This window comes from Deltaproteobacteria bacterium, assembly GCA_016208165.1.
GTDB lineage: Bacteria > Desulfobacterota > Desulfarculia > JACQYL01 > JACQYL01 > JACQYL01.
In genome coordinates, this window is sequence record JACQYL010000045.1 from 25,598 (window position 1) to 51,488 (window position 25,891).

The following is a 25,891-nucleotide window of genomic DNA, read 5'->3' on the forward strand; positions in this document are numbered from 1 at the left end:
GCGCCAAGAGCTATTGCGGCCAGAACGACGAGGGGCAACAAGCGAAAGGACTTGGATTTATTGTTTCCCAGGACGGCGGCCTTTTTTGCGGCGCGTTTATCCCGGGCATCTATATGGTTTCCACAGCAGCTTTTCTTAGACATAAGTATCTCCCAAATTAGTATGTTCAAACGCAATCATCGTTTGCAGTTCTTGATAGATCAGATCGTCGTTTTTTCCGACTCGATGGAGAAACAGCTCACGAACTCGTTCTTGGGATGCAAGGAGCAATGGCCATGGCGCTCTTCGCAACCGTTGAACGGAAGCGATATCCACGAAGCCCGTCAATCTGTTACGTAAGTGAAGCGAGAAAAAAGGCGCGCGTATCCGTTTCCGGCCGAAATTCGAGGCCGGATCCGGAACCGTGGAAGCTCAAATGAGGAGTGAGAGGTTCAGGAGGAACACGGGAACGGGGCCGGCTCTGGGACCCTCCCGACAGGATGAGGCGAATGCCGATTCAACTACCATGTCGAGATCCGAATCGGCCGCCGCGATCATTGCCGCCGTAACGGGCGAATCAATTAGCCGCGCGGCATGAATAGCCATCGACTGCCGTGCTTCCTCGGGCCTGTCTTCCATATGGCAGCCAAACATCGCACCCGTGTTCGCGCAGCACCCCTGGCGTTCGAAGCGCGACGCACCGGCATGGGGATCGACCATACCTTCCGGCATCCCGCAACACCCCGCAGGGCAAGCGGCGCTCGCAGGAGCCACTCCTGCGATCAGAAAAAGCACGGCGATCGCCAATCCCACCGTTTTATGAAAGCGTCTCCGTATCACGGCAGCCTTTCAGTCAAAAGTTAGTACTAACAAAATAACGCCATACCTATGGCTTGTCAATCGATGAACCGTCTTGTTCAGCACAAAGGACCAACGGCCCGGCCCACATCCCGTCTATTGTCAATCAGAGCAAAAACTCTTTCCACCCGTCTCCCGGAACAGGATCGTCCGATCGTATCGCCGGGAAGCGCCGCTCCACGCGCCTGGTCGATGAAACATCCGTTTTCCCTCACCGGCTCCGGGTCGATGAATACAGGCCCAAGACTGTTGCACGCCTCGGTCCGCGGCCCGATACGCCATTGAGCGGGCGAGCTTCATCATGCCACGGCGGCCAGGCCTCGGGACTCCGTATCACTGAACAGCCGATCGGTATCCAGCATTATCTTCACCCCCCCGTCCACTTTAGCCATCGAAAGAATGTAGCTCGTATCGATGCCGACTCCGAACATGGGCGCTTCCTCCGTATCCTCCGCTTTGATGCTTAATACGTCGGAGACCGAGTCCACGATGATTCCCGAATGGATGGTCCCGGATCGGCCATTTATCTCGATCACAATGATACAGGTACGTTCATTGTATCCGAGTTCCGCCAATCCGAATTTGAGCCGCAGATCCAAAACGGGGATCACTTTTCCGCGGAGATTGATGACGCCCTTAACAAAGGAAGGCGTTTTGGGTATCGTCGTTATCGGCATCACGCCAATGATTTCCTTCACGGACAGGATCCCGAGGCCGTATTCCTGGGAGTCCAACTTGAACGTCAGATATTTCCCCTCGATGCCCAGCATGGCCTTGCCCGAACGTTCCTCCTTTGTCCGGGTCGAGAGATTGGCGATGATCGACGAAACGTCATGAAGCATCGATCTCTGCAAAGACCCTCCACAGGCAGCCTCCGCGAATCTCAGGTCCACGAATTTCTCGAGGTTTATCCTGGAGCCGACGCCGATTTCGTTCACCATGTAGTCTTGAATCCGATCGAGATCTTCGACAACGGGAAACAGATCATCGGTTCGGATGCCTTGCGCTTCTTTGAGGACATTTCTAAGGATCGGTACTTTCAGTCCCAGCAGTCCCTTGGGATCCAGAAAAGAGACGCCGATTTCCGCCGCGGTTTCCGGTTTCTGAGCGATGAAACGACCCGCTTCCACCAGGGCGCCGACAAATTCCTGTACAGCCGTCGGGTGAGAGGCGATGACTTCGTCCCTCATGGCCACCACGCAACAGGGATGATTCGACCAGAGCTCGCCGGACAGAAAGAGTTGTTGGGCGCTGCCTTCGGCAATGGCTTTCGTGCCCAGAGGCTCGGCCACCATAAACCCGCAGGCGTCCGGATTGGTTCCCAGAAACTCGGGCATCTTCACAGGCGGCACCACCTCGAAAAACACGTCGAAATCGCCCCGTCCGACGGAGCCCGGGCTCAAGCCTATGGCGCGAAGAAACATGTGAGAAAGCATGTGGTGAATGGACAATTCATGCGGTATATAGAACGTCTTCTGCTTGAACCCTTCCTTCAGCGCCGCCTGACCGCCTGCCGCTCCTTTTTTCCCTTGCACCGCGATACTGCCGTTTTTGTGGGCCAGAAGAATCAATTTCAGGGGTACGCCATATGCGAAAAGATCCATTGCAATAGGAGCCAGAACGAACGCAGCGTCCACTTCACCTTTCTCCAGCGCGCGCTGAACGGGGTTCCAACTCGGCATGCACACGGTTTCGAGTTCAAAAGAATCCGAACGCAGCTTCTCTGTCTGAATCAGGTGCTTAAGGACGCCGAGTGTCAGGTGATCGGTGATCTGAATGTGGGCTACATTGAGCATCAGCTTTCCGGAAGCGGCTATGCGTACTTCCCTTCGGCCGACACCCGCTTCGGCCTCGCGGCCATCCTTCGGAGCAAAAACGGATTCTATAACGGCTTTCAGCTCGGGCGGACTGAACGGTTTGGTGAGGAAGTCGCTGACACCGGCTTGTACCGCTGTTTCCGATTGCTTCTTTTCTCCACGCGCCGTAGCCATGATGAAAGGGATATTTTTAAAGTTCTCGCTGCCGCGTACCCACACCAGCAGCTCATAGCCGTCCATATTGGGCATGTTCCAGTCGCTGATGATCAAACCGACATCCGGCTGGACTTTCAACCTTTCAACAGCGTCCAGTCCGTCATCCGCTTCCGCTACGTTGTCAAAGCCCACCTCCTTCAGCGCCTTGACTTCCATTTTACGCGTAATCTTTGAATCTTCGACCACAAGGATCTTGATGTTGGGATCGACTGCCATAACGATTGGCTCCCTTCTAGTAGGCTTATATTACGACCATGATCAGGTCCGTACCGTCCCTAAAGCAAGACGATGACACTAGGGAAATCGACGGAAACGAATGCTTGTACCCACTTCGAACCGATGGAAAGCTCTCGAGACGGATGTCCTCTGCTGTTAGGACCCATGCGTCCACAGAGCGTCCCGCAAGCCCGAAACCCTCTCTATCCGCCTCGAGGACGCGGAGCAAAACACGTCGCGCGCTCCCCAGATCTCCACATGCTTCCGTGCACGAGTAATTCCCGTATACAGCAATTCACGGCTTAAAACCGGGGCGTCCCTGTCAGGCAGGAGCATTAGAATCCGATCAAACTCCGATCCTTGGCTCTTGTGTACGGTCATGGCGAAAACGGTTTCATGCTCCGTCAGTCGAGCCGGCGCGAAGGCCCTTACACCTTCTTCCTGATGAGAAAACCAGGCTGTCAGGCCCGGGCCGGCTTTCGGGTTTTCCAAAACAACACCCACGTCTCCATTGAACAGATGATTTCTGTAGTCGTTTCTTGTGATCAGAATCGGTTTTCCTGAATACCATCTTCCCTTCGGGTCAATTACACCGTCCTCGGAGAGAAATTTCTCGGACAGTCTGTTCAGGTTATTTACTCCAAACCGGCCCTCTCGAAGGGAGCAGAGGATCCGAAACCGGTCCAATGCCTCGAACGTCTTCCGAACCAGTTCATCCGAAATCCCGTTTCGCCGAATCGATCCTAAGGCCTCTCGATACAACGAGTAGCCTTCCAGTATGGAAGGCTTCAGTTCCCTCTCGAATGCGGCATACGAAGGCAAGTCCCGCCATCGGAAGTCATCAAAGCCGCCCCCGGCCAGGGTCCGTACCAGCTCTTCACCGCGTCCTTCGTTCACGGATGCACCGGCCCCGGCAATCCCGCCTCCACTGTCAAAACGGTAATTCTTCTTCAAGTGCACAATACAATCCTGAAGGCCGGAAGGTCTGTCCTCCATGTCAGAGGCGTCGACGTGTATATCCGCCAAGGTTTCGAGGCATTCCGAGAATTCCCTGGAGAAACGATGACTCCGGTCGTTCGAGCAAATGTCGCCCAATACGGCGCCCGCTTCCACGGATGCAAGCTGGTCTTTGTCACCCAGCAGAATCACACGCCCTTTGGCCGGCAGCGCACGAAAAAGCTTGGCCATGAGCGGAAGATCGACCATGGATGCTTCGTCTACGATCACGAGATCGGCGGTCAGGGGTCTTTTCTCGTCATGCTTGAAATCGGGGGAGCCCGGGATGGCGCCCAGCAGGCGATGAACAGTTGACGCGTGTTCCGGAATGGCCTCCAGCACTTCGTCTTTGCAGGGCAGCTTCCTTTTGGTTTCAGCTATGGCGTCCTGGAGGCGAGCAGCCGCCTTGCCCGTGGGCGCCGCCAGGACAATCCGCAAGGGAGAACCGACGGCCGGCTCCTGCAACAAAGCCATGATTCTTGCCACGGTGGTGGTCTTTCCCGTGCCGGGCCCCCCGGATATGACGCAAAAGCGCTTCATCGCGGCCGTTGCCGCGGCCACCTTCTGCCAATCCGTGCCGTGTTCCGCTCTTTCGGGGAAAAGGCGGGAAAGCGAGCCGCGCAGGGCTGAAGGGTTCAAGCACTCGAGGGGAGCTGAAACCCGCGACAGGATCGCTTTCACCAGACTCCTCTCGTATTCCCAGTAACGGCACATATAGAGTCTCGACCGTTCATCCAGGATCAGAGGTGTGAAACCTCCCGGTTCTCCCACTACCGGATTCGCGCGGAGCGCTTGTTCCCATGTGGACCTGTCCGGACACAACACAGCGACTCCTTCCGCCTCGTCCGCGGGCCATGGCTTTCCGGCCAACGCATCCAGATGGATGCAAATGTGTCCGTTCCTCGTATAAGCGCTCAGCAGCGCGGCCGCAAGGGCTACTTCGAAATGCGCGGTCCTGCATCTGCCCGCCGAAAACCGGGCGAAATGGAGATCGATATCTTCCAGTCGGCCTTCGCTCCGGAGCCGTTCGAGTCCTTCATAATTCGAGGTCAACTCGATTCTCCACTTGGAAGCAGCGTTGAACACGCTTCGTGAACCCATTCGGAAGAGGGCCTTCCATGGTAAATCCCGAATTCAGGACCCCGTTTCATATCTATACCGCGGACGAACAGGTAGAATACCCCGCCGAAATGATCCTCGTAACTGTAGTCCGGAACGCGCAGGCTCAGGTACCGATCAAGGGCTACCGTATAGATCAGGTACTGCAGCACGTAGTATTCGGCGTTCATAACCGACTCGAGGGCTCGCCGGTGATAATCTTCAACCCTGCCGCCGAGAAAATTGCTTTTCCAATCCACCAGATAGTACTGGCCGCCAAATCGGAATATCAGATCGATGAATCCCTTCATGAACCCTCTGGCGGGCCTGAAATCAAGGCGCGCCAGGTGCAGCGCGGCCTCATCCGTAACGAGGTCCTCCGTTCCGGATCTGAACAGATCCTTCAGTGTATCCGCCGATACGGGATTCAGCGGATAATAGAACTCCATTTCGTTGATTCGATCCCTCGGCCCTACTCGCGAGAGTGATAATTCCGGGCGTTCCGGATCCAGATTCACCTCGAGAACGTTCCGAATCATAGCGCATACGGGCTCACACCACTTCACATCGAATTCGTATTCGGAAAGCTTCCTCCTCACCAGTTCACTTCTCAGGGCTTCATCCGGGTTCGCGTAATCCACCTGCTCAAGAATCTCGTGAATGCAGCTTCCCGCTTCCGCGCCCCTGGGGAATTGAAACATGTTCGGATCGCTCCGGGTGTCCGACGTTTCCGAATAGACCCCTTCCACAACTTTGACGCCGCCCTCCGAGCCGGCATCATGATCGGGAAACTCGGACCGGACGGCTATGTCCGAGATCAGAGAGGAAAAGCTCGAGATTCGCCAGTCCGTATGGATGCGTCCTCTGAACGTCGAACACGCCAACGGCTTTTCTAACCGATCGCGCGGTTCATATTCCGTTTCCGCCTGCAAAGGTATGGGCGCACATGCGATGCTACCCCCGGCTTTGTCCGCAAGACTCGTGATTTGCCGGACGAGTTCCTGGTCCTGCAATCGCTTGAACTTCTCCCCCAGATCTTTCACGAGGCATTCCGGGTCCAGCGCCTCCGGCCGGTGAAACAGATAGGCAGGCGCCGAGGTTTCAGCACCGTTGAACCGTCCCCATACCAGATAACAACGGTTTATGGCCCGCGTCAGGCCGACGTACAACAGTCTGAGGTTTTCGGCCAGAAGTTCGGTGGAGGCCGACGCCCGACTCAGGTCCATCTTGTCTGATCCCATGTCCAGAACGACGTCAAAGGAATCGTCCCGCTTTTCGTGAAACAGGACCTCGGAACCTCCGCTCTCGGAACCCATCCAGGCAAAGGGGCAGAACACGATGGGAAATTGAAGCCCTTTGCTTTTGTGCATCGTCAGCAGGCGCACCGCGTCTTCGTCGCTCTCGAGCCGAAGCTCATGTTCGTCCTGAGGTGTCCCTTCCTCCCGAAACTCAGCGAACCGTTTCAGCAGGTTCCTCATTCCCAGGTTGCGGGCCGAAGCCTCCCTCTGCAACAGTTCCGCCAGATGCAGCACGTTCGTCAGCCGCCGCTCGCCGTCCCGGTAGGACAGCAGGCGTTTTCGAACGCCTTCGCCCTGGATCAGCCCACGAAACATCTTCATGAATCCGCCTTCCATCCATGATTCATGATAGGTTTCGAACCGTGAAGCCCAGTGCTGCCAAGTAGGTCTCTCCGAATCGGCATCCACTAGTTCTTCACCCCGCACACCGATCAGGTCCGTCACCAGGGCGGATTTGAGCAATCTCGGTTCGCTCGGCTCGGAGACCGCCACCAGCACACGCCACAGTTCCTCCGCTTCCCGGGATTCGAACACATTTCCCGTGCTCAGCATAACGGTCCGGACTCCAAGCTCGTTCAGTGCGGTCTGGATCAGACCTGCTTCCGTATGTTTTCGGACCAGCACGGCAATGTCGCTCTCCCGCAGCGGACGATCGCCCAGAAGCGCCCTCTTCCGCCGCCCGGATTCCAGCAAACGGGCGATCTCGCCGGCCACGGCTCTGCTTATGACTTCACCAGCCAGACCTTTTGAAATCACTTTCCGTTCAGAAGAGACCCGCTCGGGATCCGCGTACCAGATCCAAAACGGAGGCTCTCTTCGACCGCCGACCGTCAGAAACGCGTGAACTCTTCCTTCCGGCGGACGAACGGGATGAAAGGGAATCTCGTCGTACACGAACGGAGCGGAAGCGTTGGAGAAAACGCCGTTTACAGCTTCAATCAGCCCCGGCTCCGACCGCCAGTTCTCGGTCATCGTGTATCGGGTCGCCACGTGCGACGCCGCCTTCATATAGGCGAACAGATCGGCTCCCCGGAAACTGTAAATAGCCTGTTTGGGATCTCCGATGAGAAACAGAATCGAATCCCTCGTACCGAAAACGGAGTCAAAGATGGCATATTGGATCGGATCCGTATCCTGAAACTCATCGATCAGCGCTGCCTTGTATTTCTTCCTGAGAGATCCCGCGAGTCGTGAATCGCCCTCCCGGTTCAACGCAGCCCGGACCTTGAGCAACAAATCGTCAAAATGTTGGACGTTTCGTTTCTCTTTTCTTGTCGGCAACTCGGCTTTGAGATAGCGTAAGAAAGCGCTTTTCAAGAACATCAAATAGCGATCCAGGGTTGCCTCGGCCTGCTTGACCAACGCCTCGTGCCGATCGCACTGCACGAAGAACCGGTGGTCGGGTGACCGCCCCTTTTGCTTCGTGGCTCTCTTCAGGGTATCGGTGGTGAACTTGGAAAAAGATTCGATCGAGGCCGACGGCATCGGGCCCTTCTGTTCCAGATAAGAATCCAAATCGGCCAGGTATCTGGAAACTTGAGTCTCATTATAGCTTCGAGCACTCAGGTCCGAGTTCCGGAGTTGCCGTTCGATTTCGCCCTTTTCCGATAGCCATGTCCGCCTCAGGCTCCCATGGCTTTCTCGAACGCCGGAGAGCAATTCCGACATGCTATGTATTGGGGGCGGAGTCACGTCGGGGATGACCCTCAAATCCGGACACCCTATGGAAGTGTGGCCGAGTTTCAGGAACGTGTCCGCGGATATCCCTTTTCCCATAAAATATCGGACCAGTTCGACGGGTGCATCGTAGAAGTGCTTCCGCCAGAAGTCCTCGGCGATTTGTCTTTTAAGAGTCTCCTGGTCCAGGATCATTTCCGCATCGAACAGGCTGCCGCTTTCAAACGCATTCTCTCGAAGTATCCTCTGGCACAGCCCGTGAATGGTGAAAATCGCCGATTCATCGAAGTCGTTGATCGCGCCGGTCAGTCGGTGGATGACATCATCCACATTTCCGAGATGGTTTTCCGTCAGCTTACGCAGAAGCTCGTCCTCTCCCTCCCCGATTTGAAACGCTTTCCTGGCCTCGATCAGCCTCCTACGGATTCTACCCCGAAGTTCCTCCGTCGCCGCCACGGTGAACGTGACCACAAGAATCTGGTGGACTGAAAGTCGTTTTTCGATGATCAGCCGGAGAAAAAGCCCCTCGATGGCAAAAGTCTTGCCCGTGCCCGCGCTGGCTTCGATCAGGTTGGTCCCTGATAGCGGTACGCCCATCAAGTCGAAATTTCTAACGTTTCCCATAGACTGTGTTCTTCCTGACGTTCCAGCAAGGGGCCGAAAAGTTCCTGGGACAACTGCTCGAACTCGTTGTCAAGAGGAGTGGAATCGCGGAGGCATAGCTCGTAATATCGGTCGGCGGCCTCAGGACGCCATGGAGCGTCCCAGACCCTCCGAGCGGCCTTCAAGGCATTTTCCCCCATTTTCCCATCTTTCGCCGCGGCTCCGGCAAAGGCGAGGGAGGCCTCAGGAAAAAAATGGATGGGCCTGCAAAGTCCTTCCCAATACCTTAAGAGCAGGGTCTCCAGAATCCGCTCGGGTTGATTTGGAGGCCGATAAACAAACGTCTTGTCCTCCCCTATCAGAATCCCCTTCCGGGACGAATCGAAGTGAGCGGAGGAGCCTAGCGCCAAATAATGAATCCAGATACGCAGCCGGTCTTGTGCTTTGATCTTTGCGCATCGTGCGTGGAGCAGCGCTCCGGGGTAGAGATGATCAATCCGGGCTGTAAGCCGGAATCCCGCCAAGGGTACATTCACTTCAACTGGAGCCAGGGCGCCGAGTTCCACGATCGGTCTCAGTCTTTCCGAAAATCGGGACGCGGCATTCTCCACCCGATCGTACTCACAGATTCCGGCCGCCCCGTGAGGGAGACGCCCCGAAGCCCGGGCCCTGGCAAAAAACGCCTCTGCGTCCGCACCCGAAATCAGCTCCTCGTTTAGTTCCTGCTTCAGGACATACTCCTCGAGGCGGTCCAGAGCGAAAAGCTCACGGTCGTCCAGCAAGGCGGGTTCTTCATCCAAGGCCACTCCCAAACGCTGCTTCAACAGGAATCTGCAGGGATTGGCGTAGAAGGAACACAACTGCTCCACATCCACGACGCGCCATTCCTCTCCCGGATCGTCCAAGCGCGAAGCAATGAAGCGAAAAGGCTGCGGGACATGCGCTCTCAGACTTCGAGCCGCGCCGCAATTTTCCTCCGAATAACTGAGCAGGTCCCCGTCCGGATCGAAATACATGGAATTGAACGCCTGAAGGGAATGTTCGCACACCCACCGGCTCGGCGCCTCTCTTCCGGGGGCCTGGAATCCCTGCCTGACGTAATCCAACAGTTCACTGACCACTACGGACGGCGGGATCTTACTGTTGTCTCGAATGCTCTGACCCACATAACTGATATAGAGTTTCTCTCGTGCGGAGAGGATCGCCTCCAAGAACAGATAGCGGTCATCCTCCCTGCGGGAACGATCTCCTTTCCTGGGAGCCTTGGCCATAAGATCGAAGCCGAGCACGCTCGATTTCCTTGGAAAGGAGTCATCGTTCATGCCCAAGAGACAGACCACTCTGAAAGGAATGCTGCGCATGGGCAGCATGGAGCAGAACGTGACGCCTCCGGCCAGGAACCCCAGGCCGAAGCCCTCGCGTTCGAAAGCCCGCTTCAGATAGGATCGTACGACTTCAACCGCGACCGTCCCGGAGAAGCCGGATCGATCCTCCATTTCAGTGAGGCTCGAGATGAGGCGTCGAAGCATCCGCATCTCGAATTCGTTTTCGTCTCGGGGTTCAAAAAAATCGTCCAGAATCCCTTCAAGCATCTCCGCCCATTCGCTGAGGTTATGCGGGTTTCCCAGCGCCATCCGCCATTGGAATATCCGATCCATGAATTCTACGAAAGAACCCAAAACGATGGCCTCACCGCCTTCGATGCCGTCAAAGGGAAGAATGCCGTCAAACATCCGCCGGCCTTCTCCGCGCATGGCGTACCCTAGTAGTAAGCGATCCAGCCCGGCGGACCAGGTGTTCTCCGGAATTGCAGGCAGCCCCATTCCGGCTCGTTCCGAAGCACTCACGCCCCATTTTATGTGCGTTTCCTCTATCCAACGTTGGATCAGGTCTACATCCAATTCGGATAGACCGAACGTTCGCCGGACCGCAGGAGCTTCAAGAATGGAAAGCACATCCGTTGCTCCGAGCCGGCCGGCGGCCAGATCGAGGATGGAAAGGAAGGGTTCCGCCAGGAGCCCTTCCTTTCGAAGACTCTGATCGGCTATTCGAAATGGTATTCGCAAAGACTCGTTTTCCGGAGCCCCGAAAACGGCCCGTACGAATGGGGCATAGACCTCTACGTCCGGGGTCATTACCATGATGTGGTGGGGTTCCAGCGTGGGCTTCTCGTCAAACATCCCGAGCAGGTGGTCGTGAAGGACCTCTACCTCGCGCATAGTGCCGTGGCAAGAGTGAAACTCGATCGAACGGTCCGATTCCACGTCAAACGAAAGCCGGCATTGCTCATAGTAGCGGTTGCGGAGGTGGAGAATATCGGATTGAACGCACGCGAGTATGCTTCGCTCCCCCGGATCCTCAAAATCTTCCAGTTCCGTTGAATCTTCGAGTTCGGAAACCAGCGAGAAGAACGCTCTCCCGCGCCGGCCTAACGACGCAAGGAGACTATTTCCCTCTTCCAGATGCAACGGGCCGGATTCGGAAGGGAAAACGGTATATTGACGCATCTCGCGTTCGGATACGATGTCTCCCCAGTATTCTCCGGTCGGGTTCATAAGAAACAGGTTCACTTGAACCGTTGACGCAAGTCCACGCAAGATATCGAGATGAAAAGGCGGCAGGTAGGAGATGCCGAAAACGGAAATCCGTTCAGGAAGCGACCCGGGAATGAATTCCCGGCTGTGGAGATGTTGAAAGAACCGGTTCCTCTGCGTTGCGCGATGGGACCTGTCCGTACCCGCGGCCACTTCTCTCCACAAAACCGCCTGCCAATGGCGTTCACTTCCATTGTCCCACCTGAGGATCATCTCCGGTCGAAACAGCAGGTACTGGTCAAAGAGATCCGCAATGCGAATCGACATCTGCAGTTGTTTCAGTCCGGTTTCGTCATCAGAGAGGTACGAGTCCAGATCCGGAAATTGTCGTCTCCGAAGCGGATCGCTCAGGACTTCCATGATTCTCCAGGTCATGACCTCGGGCTCGAAGGGAGATCCTTCGGCCGGGTCTGCGAGAAAAACACGGAAGACGACCTCGATCAGAGCGTTTGGAAACGGGAAACTCAGGTTTGCAGCGACACGATGACGTTTGGCGAGTTCCAAAGACACCCATCGTTCCATGCCTTTGCTCTGGACAACAATCATTTCTGTTCGCAGCGGAGACGGCAAGGGAACGCGCAGTGTCTCAGCCAGGGCGGACACCAGGTTCTCCAGGCGATTACTCAGAAAAACGTTCAGGCCCGGCATGGAATTGTTTTGACACGCTTGGTTCGACCTTGTTGCCCCCCGGCGCCCTTCCAAATCCGGGTTCCCTGAGTGTCTTGAAGAGAAAATAGCCCGGCCGAGGGCGGCCGAGGTCCCGTTCTTGATCGAAGATCGACCATCCGAGGCGCCGGTCGCCGCGACAAACGGGCTCAGCACTCCTGCCGATCGGGAACATCCGGAATGGCTCTCTACTGGCCCTGTTGCCGCCGATAGGCGGCCACGGTGGCTCCTTTGTTGCGAGGAGTTGCATTTGCCGCCGATGTAATCAGGTACAGTGAATTATCGTGAATCACGCCCAGCGCATTGTTGGATACCAGGTAATTCAACAAGTCCCCCATGCCGGCTTCGGTCCCGTGAAGGTGAAACGAAACACCCGTCCGGTTATGCTCTTCCAGCCAGTTCTCGAGGCCAAAAGCCGCAACTTGTTTCCCGGTGGTTAGAGTAAGGAATTCCGCGGCAGAATCGATTTCCTTCGTCCCCCCGATAAACGAAACCGTGAATCGCAGAGGTATCGGAGCAACCTGACCCATGAGAGCAGCGTACCGGGTTCTAGCTTCTTTAGGAAATGGCTTTACGGGAAACAGCCGGGCGTGCTCCCGCGTATTGCTCACAAGCCAGGAATTCTTTTCTCCTGCCAGCACTTCCTCCAGAATCACGCTCGCCGACACTCGAGCGCCTGCCATCCAGTAGGCTCCGGGAGGGTATTCAAAGATGGGATTCAACAGGGTGGGACGAGGCCTCTCGCTGGTTTTCGAATAGTTGGTTCGTTTCTGACGATCCGGAGCGTCATAGTACAAGCTTTGCATTTCCAATGGCGAGGGAAGCCTCCAGTTCTTGTAGCCTTGCACGCTGAAGACCTTCTCGGCGTAACCCATGGCGTCATTCCTGGTGTACCTCGCATCCGTCTTCGACCTCTTGCACCATATCAATCCGAGGCGGTAATCATATACCAGATCGCCGTCAACATGGAATCTTCCCGCAACCAAATCGGAAGGAGTTACCTCGGGAACCTGCGCTTGCCGTTGGAATGTATGATCTTTCTTAGCGATATACCGGGCGAACTCACCCCCGCCCGTAATGAGACCGACGGCGTTATCCGTAATCAGGTTGGCGAGACTCTGCTCATTGACTCCGGTTAAACAGCAACCTTCAGGGCCTTCAATCGGCCCCAGGCTCATACATTTTTTGGTCTCCTCGATTTCGCAAGCACCGCTGGAGCGTCTGAGACAATGAGAAAGGGTAGCCATGTAGACCTTCCCACATTGGTCCAGTCGGACCTCCAACCCTTCGGCGGCTCGATATTGCTCCAGAGACGCGCAGAGAGAACTCGCGGCTTTTACGCCGGCCGAAGACTCGGCCTCTGTTAACATCCGCACGTTCGAGAAGCCCATAGCCGCGAGCGCGCTCGCCACTCCGTCCGAAACCTGACGCGCCGGCAGATCGAATCCGGAACCTGTATCCACCGGCAGGAGCAAAAGCGAAGAGGAGAGTGAACCCCTCAGTTTGGCCAACCGATCGTTGCCCATGGTTTCAAGTACGTTTTCTTTCACGAAATTGAGCGGGTCATAATCCGGACTACGTTCGATGCATCTCCGCGGATCCACGATATAGTCGTCAATGACAATATTCCGATCCAGCGAGTCTGGAGTGTCCTGGTTGCCGGTGTAATGCTCCATCATAAGATGGTAGCAGATACCGCTCTTGTAGAGTTTCCAACCCACAACATGGTCCACGTGCGTCTCCCGAAGAACGCAGCCGAGGTCCTCTTCGGCGCACTTTGTCTCCCTGGGTTTGACAATGTCGAACCGTTGAAGATTCGCCAATGCATACTGAATACTTCGGTTCAGACTATCGTGGAATCCGGGGGCGAGATTGGACCCACCGGCCAATGGGACCACCAGCAGCTTGGGTTTCTTGGATGCAGGAGGCAGCGCTTCTCGTTTTTCACACCCCGTCAGCAAGGCGAACAAAGCATACGTGAGCAGGATGAAAATGAGTTTCGCTTTCATCGGGGTACTCCTTTGGCGCAGTGGACTCGGCTGAAAGGCTTCAACTTTATAAAAGAACATTTAAAATTTCTTTAAACACTCCTGGGCCGCGATATGAAGAGGGTCCCAGGACGGCGAAAACGGAGGCGCATAGCACAAATCCATGAGCGCCAGTTCTTCGAGCGGAGTGGGGCGATGCAGACATGCGGCGACCACATTGGTGCGGCCTACCGCTCCCTCTTTCCCCACCATCTGTGCGCCCAGCAACCTGCCGGTGGGGCGATCCGCTACCAGCCGGATGTGAATCGGACTGGCTCCCGGATAGGCCGTGGCCCTGGATTGTACGGTCACAAACCCGCTGACGGGGTGAAATCCCGCCCTGCGTGCTTCAACCTCGTTCAGACCCGTATAAGCCACTTCCAGCTCGAAGAACTTGAAGCACCAGGATCCTACCACGCCTGGAAATTCGGATGCTTCTCCGCCGATATTTGCTCCGGCCACCCGGCCCTGTTTGTTCGCCACGTCTCCAAGAGGAACAAACTCCGGTTGCCGCGACACCAGGGTGAACACCCAGCGCAGCCAGCACCATATCAGCGGAAAAGACGCCGTCCTTGGTTTCGACCCGCAGCCGGTCGGCTTCTTCCACGATAGCCGCCGGCTCGACACCGGGAACGAATCGCACGCCGTTTGCTTTCATTTCGTCGAGAACGATCTTGGATAGCTCTTCACCCATTCGCTTCGCGGGCAGATTACCCCGATACAACACCGTGGTATCCAGCCCCCGAAGCCGGAACGCCTCGCACATCTCCAGGGCTATAAAACCTGCCCCGAGAATAATAACCGACTTCGGCTTACGAGTTTCAATGAAAGTCTTTATTCGGATGGCGTCCTGGAGGCTTTTCAGGGCGAAGATCCTTCCCGAATGCGCCCCCGGAATATCGGGGAGGATGGATGAGGCGCCGGCCGCGTATACCAACTTGTCGAAAGACCACCTTTTTCCTCTGGAGTCCAGGGCCGTTCCTTGATTGAAATCCAATTCTTCGACGGCCGTGTTCAGATGAACATGTATACCCGACTTTTCGAACTCCTCCGGCGTTCGGGCGATGATCTCTTCCGGCGTAGCGATCATATCCGCGATGTAGTAGGGGGTCGGGCACGCCGCATAGGAAACGTGGGGTCCCGCCTCGATGATATGGATATCGAGGTCCGGCTTTAGTCGTTTTGCCTTGGCTGCGGCGCTCGGACCGCCTGCCCCCCCGCCGACCACAACGACTCGTTCTGCCATGGTGTTCTCCTGGGTGGTTCTTTTGTCCGGTGTTTCTATGGTGCGTTGTTCTTCTTGAGTCTTGACGAAGTTCATCGGATTCGAACGGTGTTCGTATCGCGCGTGGTTTCCCGGACCGCGACCCGGCCAGGGGATGTTCTGAAACGGATGCGCCCGGTTCCGGTTGGTGCTCCTCGGCCGCGGCTTGGGGCCGCAGGGGCCGGATTCCAGCCGCGTTTTACGCCGAGGAAGAACCTCACGCGCCAAGACTAAAACGTCAACACTGTATCCTTGTTTCCGGAGATATGCAATAGTCACGACAGGCTTTCGTATGACGGCGGATCGTCAGGCTCGCCAGGCGAGTAGCATTCCCGGAGCCCGATTGAGCCGCTGACAAAACGGCAGGTTCCTCGGGCGGACTCGGGAAAGAGTTCAGGCGTATTGTAGTCAGCACGAGACCGGAGTGGGGAGGCGCCGCGCAGGCCGGACGAGCCGGAGAAATCGCATCCTTCGCCAAGCGGATTCATGGTTCGGCTAGTTGTCGAGAGCGTTCCCGAAGCCAATGCCGTTATGGCTCAATACTTAGATATCATGGGCGTTCGTGCGTAATAGGGGAAGATATCGCGACTGATTTCGGACGGCGTCCGCGTGCAACTTTGTTCAAGGCGCGAAAGGACTGAACACGGATTCAATCGGTATCTTGAGACCTCTGTTACCGGCTCCGAGTAACAAGGGAGATGTTTTAAGAAATCTAGATATTGAATTACATCACAATACATTTTTCGTTGGACAACGATTCCGACTCACTATATACTTACTTCGTTCGGGGCGCTAAGCTAGGCGGTTTTTTCATTCTTCGATATTGGGAGACCGTCGATGTCCGGATGTGCCAATCCTCAGGCATCCCCTGAAGGAAGAGGGGTACGCAATGTGGTATGCCCCTATTACGAGCGGTGTTTGGATGCGGTGTTTGGATCAAGCCTGTCAGAGCAATTGGCGGGGTTGGACGTGCATAGAATGCGGACACGTGAACTCCAGGGAAGAGATTCCCGCTGTGGTGGAAACCTTCGGTTGCAAACTCATCATCGGACTGATTTTCAAACCCTCCCTCTTCAGCCGGTACTTGTACACCCCTTCGCGAAACAGGCTATACAGTAGCACCACAAGCGATTAGGTGATTTCGAAGGTCACCGGCAGCCGAAATGGGGGCGCTCGGTTTGCGCCCTCGACGCCCATCCGCTTCGGGTTTTCCCCCACGCCATACCCGTGCGGCGAGCTGCTTGGGAAGCACTCCACGCACGATAGAAGATGTTCTTCTTTCCGGACTCCCCGAACCGAGCGGCAGCACGCCGATCGCCTCCCTATGGCCTCTGCCCGACACGCCGTCTCTCCCCCAACGATCCAGGAACAGTTCGAGGTTCCCTTTTCATCGTTCTTACTGTATGATAGAAGATATTTTGTAATCACGGTTCAACCCTTCGACTTCGACTGTTGTTCTCAATCAAAGCGATAAAAAGACGTTTCGGTGAGTAAGCTCACTCATGCACGATGACCCATTGAGGAGGAGAGCGTTTATGGCCCGAGGAAGATCATATAAAGAAATACCGGTCGAGGAACTGCGGTGGCGACTGGACCCGAGTACATTGCCTTTTGAGACTACGGAGGAACTCGAACCCACGTCGGATCTCATCGGCCAGAAGAGAGCCTTGGAGGCCTTCCGATTTGGCGTCGAGATGGAAAAAAGCGGGTATAACATCTTTGTGACGGGAATGACCGGCTCTGAAAAGAATCACGCCATCGAGCGGTTGCTCAAACAGATGATAATGAAAGACCGGATACCCGACGACCTCTGCTACGTCAATAACTTCGGAAAGATTGAAGCGCCTCAGCTGATTCGCCTTCCAGCCGGCACCGGAGGCGAATTCAAATCCGACTCCGATGCGCTCCTGGAACAACTCAAGGTCAATGTGCCCATGCTCTTCGAGAGCGAAGACTATTTGAACATGAAAAAGGACATCCTCGAAAAGTATGAGGAGCAGGGCAAGAAATTTTTCAAAGAAATCGGGAACAAAGTAAAGGACGAGGGGTTCGCTCTTGTCGAAATGCAGATCGGTCCGATAAAGCGGCCGGTGGTCATGCCGATGATAGAGGACAAACCCGTTCATATCGACCAGATAGAAGCCATGGTGGAGGCCGGCAACTTTCCCAAAGAAAAATTCGACAAGATGAAGCGCAAACAGGCCGAACTCACGGACCAGATTGACCGTGTGTTTCTCGAAATGCGCGACATGGATCGCGAGGTCAAGAAGAAACTCGAGGAAATGGACCGCTACCTCTTTCTCAAAAGCGTAGCGGATCCGATCAATGCCCTGAAAGCCAAGTACAAGATCAAGACTGTAACTCACTTTTTGGACAGCATGATCGAAGACATGGCGTCCAACCTCGATATTTTCAAACAAAAACAACAGTATATGCCTGGTATACCTATTCCGCAGGCCGTAGAATCGGACCCCTTTCAACCCTACCAGGTGAATCTGTTTGTTGACAATTCGGAATGTAAGACGCCTCCCATCATTATCGAAAGCTATCCGACATACCGGAATCTTTTTGGCTCCATCGAACGGATTGTGGACCGGACGGGAGTGTGGCGTACGGATTTCAGCCGGATCAAGGCCGGATCGTTTATTCAGGCGAACGGGGGCTATTTGATCTTGAACCTGATGGATGCCATTCTGGAGCCGGGAGTGTGGCCCTCGCTAAAAAGGGCGCTAAAAACGGACCGTTATGAACTTCAATCCTATGACCCGTTCTTCTTGTTCACAACCACGGGCCTCAAACCGGAGCCCATTGAAATCGACGTAAAGGTCATCATGGTAGGAGACTTGCGATCGTACAACATCCTATACCACTATGACCCGGACGTTCCTAGAATTTTCAAGGTTCGAGCGGACTTCGACCCGGTCATGGACCGGAAAGACGAAGCCATCAGCCAATACTCGGGCTTCATACGGAGGAAGGTCGAGGAGGAAAAGTTGCTTCCGTTTCACAGGACGGCGGTCGCTGCCATTGTCGAGCATTCCGTGCGTCTCGCCGGCCGGAAAGATAAGTTATCGACCCATTTCCACCAGATTACCGATTTGATGCTCGAAGCCGACCTGTTGGCCAAACGTGAAAACGCCGAGACGGTCCGCGATGCTCACGTCGAAGCAGCGATCGAAGCGCGCATCTACCGATCCAACATGATCGAAGAAAAGATCCAGGCAATGATCGATAGAGGCACGTTGATGATCGACACCGATGGCGCAGTCGTAGGTCAGGTGAACGGTCTGTCCGTGTACGATCTCGGAGATTACGCCTTTGGAAAACCTACCCGAATCACGGCAACCACAAGCATGGGCCGCGCAGGCATTATCAACATAGAACGGGAGGCGGACCTGTCCGGCAGCACACACAACAAGGGCATGCTCATCCTGGGAGGTTATCTCAGAGAGAAATACGCACAAGATAAGCCGCTTTCCGTCAGCGCCAGCATTGCGTTCGAGCAATCGTATTCGGGTGTCGACGGCGACAGTGCGTCTTCAACCGAGATTTACGCCTTGCTGAGCAGTCTGGCCGAAGTGCCCATTCGGCAAGACCTCGCAGTGACCGGCTCCGTAAACCAGCACGGTGAAATCCAGCCCATCGGCGGGGTAAACTGGAAAGTTGAAGGCTTTTTTGAATGCTGCAAGGCGAAGGGTTTGACAGGCAAGCAGGGAGTTCTGATCCCCCATCGCAACACCGAAGATCTCCAGCTCAAGCAAGACGTAATCGAGGCCGTCAAAGAAAAGAAATTCCATCTTTATCCGGTCGAAACCATCGACCAGGGGATCGAAATCCTGACCGGCATGAGCGCGGGAAACCGCGACGCCAAAGGCGCTTATCCGAAAGGCAGCATTAACGATCTAGTGAACCGAAAATTGGAGAGCCTCGCCAAGGGCTTGGCCGAATTCGGGAAAGAAGCGGAAAACAAGGCCGCAGGCAAAAAACGAACCGCCCGGAAGAAGCCCGAAGACAAAGAATAGGAACCGTTCGTGGCTGAATGCCTCCCCGGAAACACAAGGACTTTCAATGTCATCGATTCTCCGGAGGGAAGGCGACGGATCGAATAGAGCTTGCTTCGGATCATGCGGGATTGAGAGCCACGGGCCGGCTCGACGGTAGGCTTCCATTACCCTCGAACGCAGCCCGAGGGGACTCTTTGCACACACACGGCGGGAGGGCGTCCCTCCGCTTTTCAAGTTGCGGAACACATGGTTTCATATGGGAAAAAACGCAGATTACTATAAAATATTGGGTGTCTCGAAGAGCGCCACGCAGGAGGAAATAAAAAAGGCCTATCGAAAGCTGGCCCGAAAGTGGCACCCGGATATCAACCCAGGGAATTCAGAGTCTGAAGAGAGGTTTAAGGACATCTCTATGGCATTCGACACCTTGGGCAATCCCGAGCGGCGTAAACTGTATGATGAATTCGGCGAAGAAGGTCTCGCCCAGGGATTTGACGCAGAGAAGGCGCGCCAATATAAGGCGTGGCAATCCTCGACCCGTGCAGGCTCCGGAGGTTTCCGGGCGTCGGCGGGCGGCTTCGGATTTGATGACCTGTTCGGGAAGCGCCAGTACGGACAATACCATCAATATGAAGACGTATTTCAAGACCTGTTCACTGGAGGGAAGCAAGGATTCGCCCAGCGTCCCAGGTCCAGGGGCCGGGACATCGAGCACACCATGGAAGTCGATTTCATGTCCTCATTGCGAGGCATCGAGACCCTTCTTTCCATGGAGAAGTTGGAAACTTGTCCCAATTGTGGCGGTTCGGGCTCCGATCCCAACGTCGAACTGAAAATATGCCCTTCTTGCAAAGGTTCCGGCCGCATCTCCGTTGCAGAGGGCCCCATTCCTTTTTCACGCCCCTGCCCCGAATGCCAGGGACAAGGCCGAGTAGGCCGCCCCTGCCCCGTATGTTACGGAGAAGGCCGTAAACAGGTCACGGCCACCATTAAAGTGTCCATTCCTAGAGGTGTCCGAGACGGCTTTCGCGTTCGAGTTGCCGGAAAAGGAGAGCCCGGCTCTTCCGGTGGGCCGCCGGGCGATCTCTATCTCATCATTCGAGTGAAACCGCATCCATTGCTGACCCGAAAAGGCGACGATCTCATATATGGGCTTCCGGTAACCGTTGAGGAGACGCTTGCGGGAGGGTCTATTGTCGTCCCCACTCCTGACGGTTCCGTAAGCCTCAAGATCCCGCCGGGAAGTCAAAGCGGCAAGCTGCTCCGTCTAAAGGGGAAAGGGGCCGAGAATCCCAAAACGAAGAAATCGGGAGACCTCTTGGTTAAATTGGACGTCCGGGTCCCGGAAACAAGCGATCAAGAAGCCGTGGAGGCCGCCAAAGTGCTCTCTCGGTTTTATAGCGAAAACCCAAGGGCGAACTTGAGGTTCTAATGGCGACTAAAGAACACCTCACCTTCACTGAGATAAAGGAACTGCTGCAGATAAGCGAACAGTTCCTGGAGGAACTCGAGGCCGAAGAGATCGTCCGATCCATTTGCGAGCCCGGCCAGGAAAGACGTTACCTGCCCCGCGAAGCTGAAAAGGTTCGGGTCGCTCGCGTCCTGGTGAACGATATGGGAGTGAATCTGGAGGGAGTGGAAGTCATCCTCAGGATGCGTGAAACAATGTTCGACATGCGGGCCCAGATGGACCGAATCCTCGAATGCATCCTTGCTGACATCAAGAAGGAATTCGTGGAAAAGTGAACCGCGGGAGCGTGAGGATCCCGTCCGGGGATTGTCCTTGTCGCCCCCTTCCTATCCGGTCAACAGGCGCACCCGATTGCTTTTTGCCGTCGGTTTCCGCCGGCATTCATGAAGGCAAGACTGCGTGTTGATCCTCCGGCGGTAATATCGGATCCGCGTGTCGGGATTCCGGCCAGAGGCGGCGTTCGATTTCCCGAGTGAGCGGGAGCAGCGTTTCTTCATCAAGGGCGGATATGCTTAGAGCGTGGTTGCGAGCGCTTTCTTGCGCCGCAACCACCGGAGAGACCCGATCCTCCTTATTGAAGACCATTATTCTGGGGCAAATCACCTAGAATTCTCTCCACAACCTCGATATGCCGATCGAACATTGCATTGCTCACATCCACAAGATGCAGCAATAGATGCGCATCCTCCAACTGCTCGAGGGTCGCTCTGAAAGCTTCGATCAGGTCTTTAGGCAGGTCATGAATGAATCCCACCGTATCCGTTAGGACGATTTCACGTTCTTTCGGGAACTTCAGGCGGCGACTTGTGGGATCCAAGGTTGCAAACAGCCGATTCTCGACAAATACATGGCTCTTGGTCAGGGTGTTCAATAAGGTCGATTTCCCTGCATTCGTATACCCGATGATGGCGACGATGGGCACTTCCCTGTCTTGTCGCAGCTTCCGCTGGGTTTTGCGTCGGAGGCGAACCTTTTCAAGTTCGGACTGAAGCCGGTCTATACGCTCCCTGGCGCGCCTTCGGTTGATCTCGAGCTTGGTTTCACCGGGACCTCTACCTCCTATCCCACCCGTCAAACGGCTCATCGCCGTGTTTTTCGTGACCAGGCGGGGCAACATATATTTCAATTGAGCCAGTTCAACCTGGATTTTGCCCTCACGGGACTGAGCCCGCTGAGCGAAAATGTCCAGGATGAGCTGTGTCCGATCGATAATTTTCAGCTCGGTGGCGTCGGTGAGACTTCTTACTTGTGATGGGTTCAGGTCATGGTCGAAAATCAGTAAATCGGCGCCCCTCTGGAGGGCCTGGATCACGATTTCACTGAGCTTCCCCTTCCCTAACAACGTTGCCGATCCTTGGCGTTTTGCAGACTGGACTATCCTGCCCACGACTCGAAGGCCGGAGGATTGGGCCAGTTCAGCCAACTCGTCCAGGCGTTCACTGACCAGGACCTTGGGAAGCGTGCTCACACTGACCAACATAGCCCGCTCCTCGTCACCTCCGGTATCGTGCAAGTGCTGGAAGGTGGCAAACTCCTCTTCCAAGGATTGAATCAGATCCACGAAATCCACCTCTTCGGCGGACCGTGAAAACGGAATGGGACCAATCCGCTCGATGTTGGCGCCGTCCTTCGGCATCGGCAGAAGATGGGCCGCTTCGACACGAACCGGCTCTCCCCCCACGTCCCTTTCCAGTCCGATAACCGCATCGAGCCTCAACAGAGCCAGATCAGCCATATCGTCGATGTTCAACCTTTCGCCCGGACGAAGCGTATGAACCAGGCGAAGCCCCTTCAAACGACCCAAACCGTAACGCAAACGTTCCAGGTTGGGAATCAATAGCCGGCTCGGCTCTCCGACGATAACGAATTCAACCGTTCCCTTGCGATCTATGAGCAGGCCAATGCGCCTTCCGATTTCGTCGGATAGGACAGAGATTTCTCGCCCCACAGCAAGGGAAATCATTTCATGAGGGGAGATTCGTCGCTGGAAAATACGTGTCAGACGACGGCTGTGATCCGCCTTCAGCCCTTGAATGTTTCCGGATAAATTGCTTATAGGTTTTGTCCTTTCGTATACTGTTGCGACTTTGAATGAACTCTACTTTTATTGTAAGTCTACATCGAAGTCGAATCAATCCCTATCATCCGAATCATCCCGGCGTTCACGAGCCCGAAGAGCCTGAACCGCCTGAGTCGGACACATTCCATGAAAGGGGGCATTTGATATGGTTGAAATCAACGACGGCGGACATGGGCGTTTTATCGGATCGACCAGACAACTCTTGCACATCGGCGCGCGGAGCGTGGGAGGGTGGCTCGCCCTTCTCGTCATACTGACGCTGATCCCGCTTGCGGGGGGACCTGCAGCCGCGCAAAACACCGATTCGACAATGCCAAGCATCAGCGACGAACCGAGCGACCGGGCCCAGGCGCATTACGAACGAGCCCAACTCCTCGAATCGTGGGGAATGTGGGAAAAAGCCCTGGAGGAATACCGAAGGGTTCTCGAACTTACCGACTATGGGCCACATCGGTCCAGCTCTCACTACGAGATCGGCTTCTGTCTGTTCAAACTCGAAAGATACCAGGAGGCCCTGGATGCTTTGAATCAGATTAAGCCGGAGGATTTACCGGATCCTTCCCTGCAGGAGAGGATCGAAAGCGCTCGGGAAAAAATACTGAAAGCCATGCGCGAACACTCGCAAGGAACCCAGGATCGACCCTAACCACTTGACTTTATAAAGATCCTGGTTAATTTGCTATCGAAAGCAAGAGGCCGGTAGAACGGCCGAAGGTCGAATATATGAAGATTTGGCAGTGAAGGAGGTGTGATTATGTTCGATCTGATTCCTTTTCGAAAAAGAACTCTCTTTCCTACGATGTGGGGAAGAACGGATGATGTGTTCGAGCGCTTCTTCGAAGATTTTCCGGTCTTGAGAGGCGGAGTGGATCTTTCAAGTGATGCTTTCCTGCCGTCAGTGGATGTCAGCGAAACGGAGAAGGACGTAGTAGTTCGAGTGGAAGCTCCGGGAATGGAAGCCAAGAACTTCGATCTCTCGCTGAAGGACAATGTGCTGTGTATTAGTGGAGAGAAGAAGGAAGAGACGGAGAAGACCGAGGGACGTTATCACACGCGGGAGAGTCGCTATGGCAGCTTCAGACGGAACGTTTGCATGCCTGGCGAGGTAGACGAAACCAACGTGGATGCTGCATACGAAGGCGGCGTACTGAAGGTCACTCTCCACAAGACTGAAGAAGCAAAAGAACACGTAAAGAAAATTGAAGTCCATTAACCCTGAAAACACGGGTGTATAATGCCGGAAGGGCCGGAGCGTCTTTCCGGCATTCTTTTATCCGTTACAGAGCAGGAGGAGTGCCCGGCGCCTTGTGGGCGGACGAGGAAGCATCAAAAGAACGGAAGACCGACCTGCCCATTCCGTGGGTGCGTCCGAGACGGACCTTGCGTCCCACGCGTCTCCGGGAAGTTTGCACGGGACTCGGATAATCTGGGGTGTGAGGCTTTTTTTCAACGTTCGAATATGCTAAGAAAGGTAACAGCCGGGAATTTACCCGTACCGCCCGGGGGAAACAACCTTCAACATGGCTACGCAGGTGATTCGATTGGGTAGGCAACCCACACTAGCTCCGGACGAAGATCGCATTTTCGTCATCCAGAAGCGCATCAACGAAAAGATTGACGATTACGAACAGTATTCGTTCAGTCCTGTCCAGGACTGCGCACTCAAGACCTTCTTTGATCTGGCTCAGGAATTCGATAGCCGCTGGGACTTCTATTGCATTTGCGTCATGATCTCGAAGATCTTCTACGATCTCGAGAGCATTCTGTATGTAGCGGATAGTCCGAACTCGTTAAGACTGGTCTGTCGTTCGGAATATCTCTGCAAAGAACCTCCTGAAGTTGCCCCCATAATGCCATCTTTATACAAAGAACCGACAGTAGAGGATGACTCCTTCTTTGTTCCCATCAAAGGTAATTTAAAGCTTCTGTCCGAGCTGAGGGAGGTTCCTGAAGGAGGCGTTATCGGGATATTACAGATCTGTAAGGGCTCGGATCTTTCGGATCACATGAAACTGTTTTTCGAGAAATTCGCAAACCGCATCGGCTTTCAACTTCATAACCGGTTCATAAGAGAAAAGAACGTTGAACACCTTCGATTCATTCAAAATTTGGTGAATGATATTGGGCATAACGTGATCGTACCCAATATGTATTTCAAGTTATTTTATAAGAGGCTCAAAGGGAAGATAGACCGGGCGCAGGAAATATCCGGTGACTTGAAGAGACAACTGGACAAGGCTATAGAAGCGCGCGGAGCTCAGGCCATTGCGCAGATTAGACCGCTCCAGGAGGAATTGAACTATATCAATGAATCGATGGAGGAACTGTTTCAACAGATCATCTCTCACTACGAGCAGACGAGTCTGTTCCTGGAAACCTTGCTGAGAAGATCCCATTTCGAGCAAGGAAGATATGTCCTCGAGCCTACCCGAGTCAATTTCAAGGAAAAGATCATACGCCCTCAATTGAACCGATACCTGCATCGTCTCGAAGAGAGGGGCATTGCCGTGGACGACCGTCTCATCGGAATCCCGGATGACGAAATCACGGTTGTGGCGGATGCCGGATTGATTTCTCAGGTGTACGCGAATTTATTCACCAACGCGGTGAAATATACCAGGGAAGCGTCGGACCCGTACGGAAACCGTCACAAGTTCATCGCGTTGGGACTTGAGATCCTCCGAAGCTATTTCGGGGAAGGCAAGGACGGGATCAAGTTCAACCTGTTCAGCACGGGACCCCATATCCCCGATGAAGACGTGCTCCGATTGTTCAGCGAAGGGTATCGCGGCAAAAACGTTGGGGATGAATACGGCACCGGGCACGGGTTGAACTTCATCAAAGAAGTAATAGAGTTGCACGGTGGAAAAGCCGGTTACGAACCCACGCCTATGGGCAACAACTTCTATTTCATTTTGCCCAAGTAATCGAATTCTCTCACGAGGCAACCGGGAAATCCCCCACCGTGTCGGCGGCTGAACCGCGTGGTCCGTTCCGTTTGATGCCGCATCGGGACGCGGGAGTCGC

14 protein-coding genes and 1 pseudogene are annotated in these 25,891 nt (G+C 54.8%); 6 read left to right on the top strand and 9 right to left on the bottom strand.

Annotated features, from left to right (window positions below; genetic code table 11):
- Positions 1-411 precede the first annotated feature (411 nt).
- The 8 genes from HY788_09210 to HY788_09245 form a co-directional block, all read right to left on the bottom strand.
- The gene (locus HY788_09210; GenBank protein MBI4774340.1) at positions 412-819 is read right to left on the bottom strand and encodes a hypothetical protein; all 408 of its coding nucleotides are present in this window, start codon (positions 817-819) and stop codon (positions 412-414) included.
- 317 nt (positions 820-1,136) lie between these two features.
- The gene (locus HY788_09215) at positions 1,137-3,086 is read right to left on the bottom strand and encodes a chemotaxis protein CheW (protein ID MBI4774341.1); all 1,950 of its coding nucleotides are present in this window, start codon (positions 3,084-3,086) and stop codon (positions 1,137-1,139) included.
- A gap of 156 nt (positions 3,087-3,242) precedes the next feature.
- Positions 3,243-5,183: an exodeoxyribonuclease V subunit alpha gene (recD, locus tag HY788_09220; protein MBI4774342.1), complete on the bottom strand. Its 1,941-nt coding sequence runs from the start codon at positions 5,181-5,183 to the stop codon at positions 3,243-3,245.
- Positions 5,132-8,779, bottom strand: coding sequence for an exodeoxyribonuclease V subunit beta (gene recB, locus HY788_09225; GenBank protein ID MBI4774343.1), 3,648 nt, complete (start codon positions 8,777-8,779; stop codon positions 5,132-5,134). Before recB ends, recD begins: the two co-directional genes overlap by 52 nt.
- Complete coding sequence (gene recC / locus HY788_09230) at positions 8,752-12,000, bottom strand: exodeoxyribonuclease V subunit gamma (GenBank protein ID MBI4774344.1); 3,249 nt, start codon at positions 11,998-12,000, stop codon at positions 8,752-8,754. The genes recB and recC overlap by 28 nt, the downstream gene beginning before the upstream one ends.
- A 206-nt stretch (positions 12,001-12,206) precedes the next feature.
- Positions 12,207-14,027, bottom strand: a complete 1,821-nt coding sequence (locus HY788_09235; GenBank protein ID MBI4774345.1) for a DUF1566 domain-containing protein — start codon at positions 14,025-14,027, stop codon at positions 12,207-12,209.
- Positions 14,028-14,087: 60 nt separating this feature from the next.
- A complete protein-coding gene (locus HY788_09240) occupies positions 14,088-14,423 on the bottom strand; it encodes a hypothetical protein (GenBank protein ID MBI4774346.1) in 336 nt (111 codons plus the stop codon).
- Positions 14,395-15,291: an FAD-dependent oxidoreductase gene (locus HY788_09245; protein ID MBI4774347.1), complete on the bottom strand. Its 897-nt coding sequence runs from the start codon at positions 15,289-15,291 to the stop codon at positions 14,395-14,397. The genes HY788_09240 and HY788_09245 overlap by 29 nt, the downstream gene beginning before the upstream one ends.
- A 1,553-nt stretch (positions 15,292-16,844) precedes the next feature.
- Here HY788_09245 and HY788_09250 point away from each other — a divergent pair.
- The 3 genes from HY788_09250 (at position 16,845) to HY788_09260 (ending at position 21,059) form a co-directional block, all read left to right on the top strand.
- Positions 16,845-19,331 (top strand): AAA family ATPase, encoded by a 2,487-nt coding sequence (locus HY788_09250; protein MBI4774348.1) that lies wholly within the window; start codon positions 16,845-16,847, stop codon positions 19,329-19,331.
- A 238-nt stretch (positions 19,332-19,569) separates the two neighbouring features.
- On the top strand, positions 19,570-20,745 hold the full coding sequence (locus tag HY788_09255) for a J domain-containing protein (GenBank protein MBI4774349.1): 1,176 nt from the start codon (positions 19,570-19,572) through the stop codon (positions 20,743-20,745).
- A complete protein-coding gene (locus HY788_09260; GenBank protein MBI4774350.1) occupies positions 20,745-21,059 on the top strand; it encodes a hypothetical protein in 315 nt (104 codons plus the stop codon). Before HY788_09255 ends, HY788_09260 begins: the two co-directional genes overlap by 1 nt.
- A gap of 106 nt (positions 21,060-21,165) precedes the next feature.
- Here HY788_09260 and hflX read toward each other — a convergent pair.
- A pseudogene (hflX, locus tag HY788_09265) lies at positions 21,166-22,747 on the bottom strand (GTPase HflX).
- 262 nt (positions 22,748-23,009) lie between these two features.
- On the opposite strand from hflX, the gene HY788_09270 reads away from it, so the two are divergent.
- The 3 genes from HY788_09270 to HY788_09280 all read left to right on the top strand — a co-directional run bounded on the left by HY788_09270 (position 23,010) and on the right by HY788_09280 (position 25,791).
- Positions 23,010-23,510 carry a CDC27 family protein gene (locus tag HY788_09270; protein MBI4774351.1) on the top strand — a complete coding sequence of 167 codons (501 nt, stop codon included), beginning with the start codon at positions 23,010-23,012 and terminating at the stop codon, positions 23,508-23,510.
- Between the two features lie 108 nt (positions 23,511-23,618).
- Entirely contained in the window at positions 23,619-24,077 is a 459-nt protein-coding gene (locus tag HY788_09275) for an Hsp20/alpha crystallin family protein (GenBank protein MBI4774352.1), read from the top strand.
- Between the two features lie 307 nt (positions 24,078-24,384).
- A complete protein-coding gene (locus tag HY788_09280; protein MBI4774353.1) occupies positions 24,385-25,791 on the top strand; it encodes a HAMP domain-containing histidine kinase in 1,407 nt (468 codons plus the stop codon).
- The last annotated feature ends 100 nt before the right edge of the window (positions 25,792-25,891 follow it).

Bases quoted from the DNA above. Each gene is read 5' to 3' on its own strand.
- HY788_09235 (MBI4774345.1), bottom strand. From the start codon at position 14,027: ATGAAAGCGAAACTCATTTTCATCCTGCTCACGTATGCTTTGTTCGCC.
- recB (MBI4774343.1), bottom strand. From the start codon at position 8,779: ATGGGAAACGTTAGAAATTTCGACTTGATGGGCGTACCGCTATCAGGG.
- HY788_09250 (MBI4774348.1), top strand. From the start codon at position 16,845: ATGGCCCGAGGAAGATCATATAAAGAAATACCGGTCGAGGAACTGCGG.
- recC (MBI4774344.1), bottom strand. From the start codon at position 12,000: ATGCCGGGCCTGAACGTTTTTCTGAGTAATCGCCTGGAGAACCTGGTG.
- recD (MBI4774342.1), bottom strand. From the start codon at position 5,183: ATGGGTTCACGAAGCGTGTTCAACGCTGCTTCCAAGTGGAGAATCGAG.
- HY788_09280 (MBI4774353.1), top strand. From the start codon at position 24,385: ATGGCTACGCAGGTGATTCGATTGGGTAGGCAACCCACACTAGCTCCG.
- HY788_09275 (MBI4774352.1), top strand. From the start codon at position 23,619: ATGTTCGATCTGATTCCTTTTCGAAAAAGAACTCTCTTTCCTACGATG.
- HY788_09270 (MBI4774351.1), top strand. From the start codon at position 23,010: ATGGTTGAAATCAACGACGGCGGACATGGGCGTTTTATCGGATCGACC.
- HY788_09260 (MBI4774350.1), top strand. From the start codon at position 20,745: ATGGCGACTAAAGAACACCTCACCTTCACTGAGATAAAGGAACTGCTG.
- HY788_09255 (MBI4774349.1), top strand. From the start codon at position 19,570: ATGGGAAAAAACGCAGATTACTATAAAATATTGGGTGTCTCGAAGAGC.
- HY788_09215 (MBI4774341.1), bottom strand. From the start codon at position 3,086: ATGGCAGTCGATCCCAACATCAAGATCCTTGTGGTCGAAGATTCAAAG.
- HY788_09245 (MBI4774347.1), bottom strand. From the start codon at position 15,291: ATGGCAGAACGAGTCGTTGTGGTCGGCGGGGGGGCAGGCGGTCCGAGC.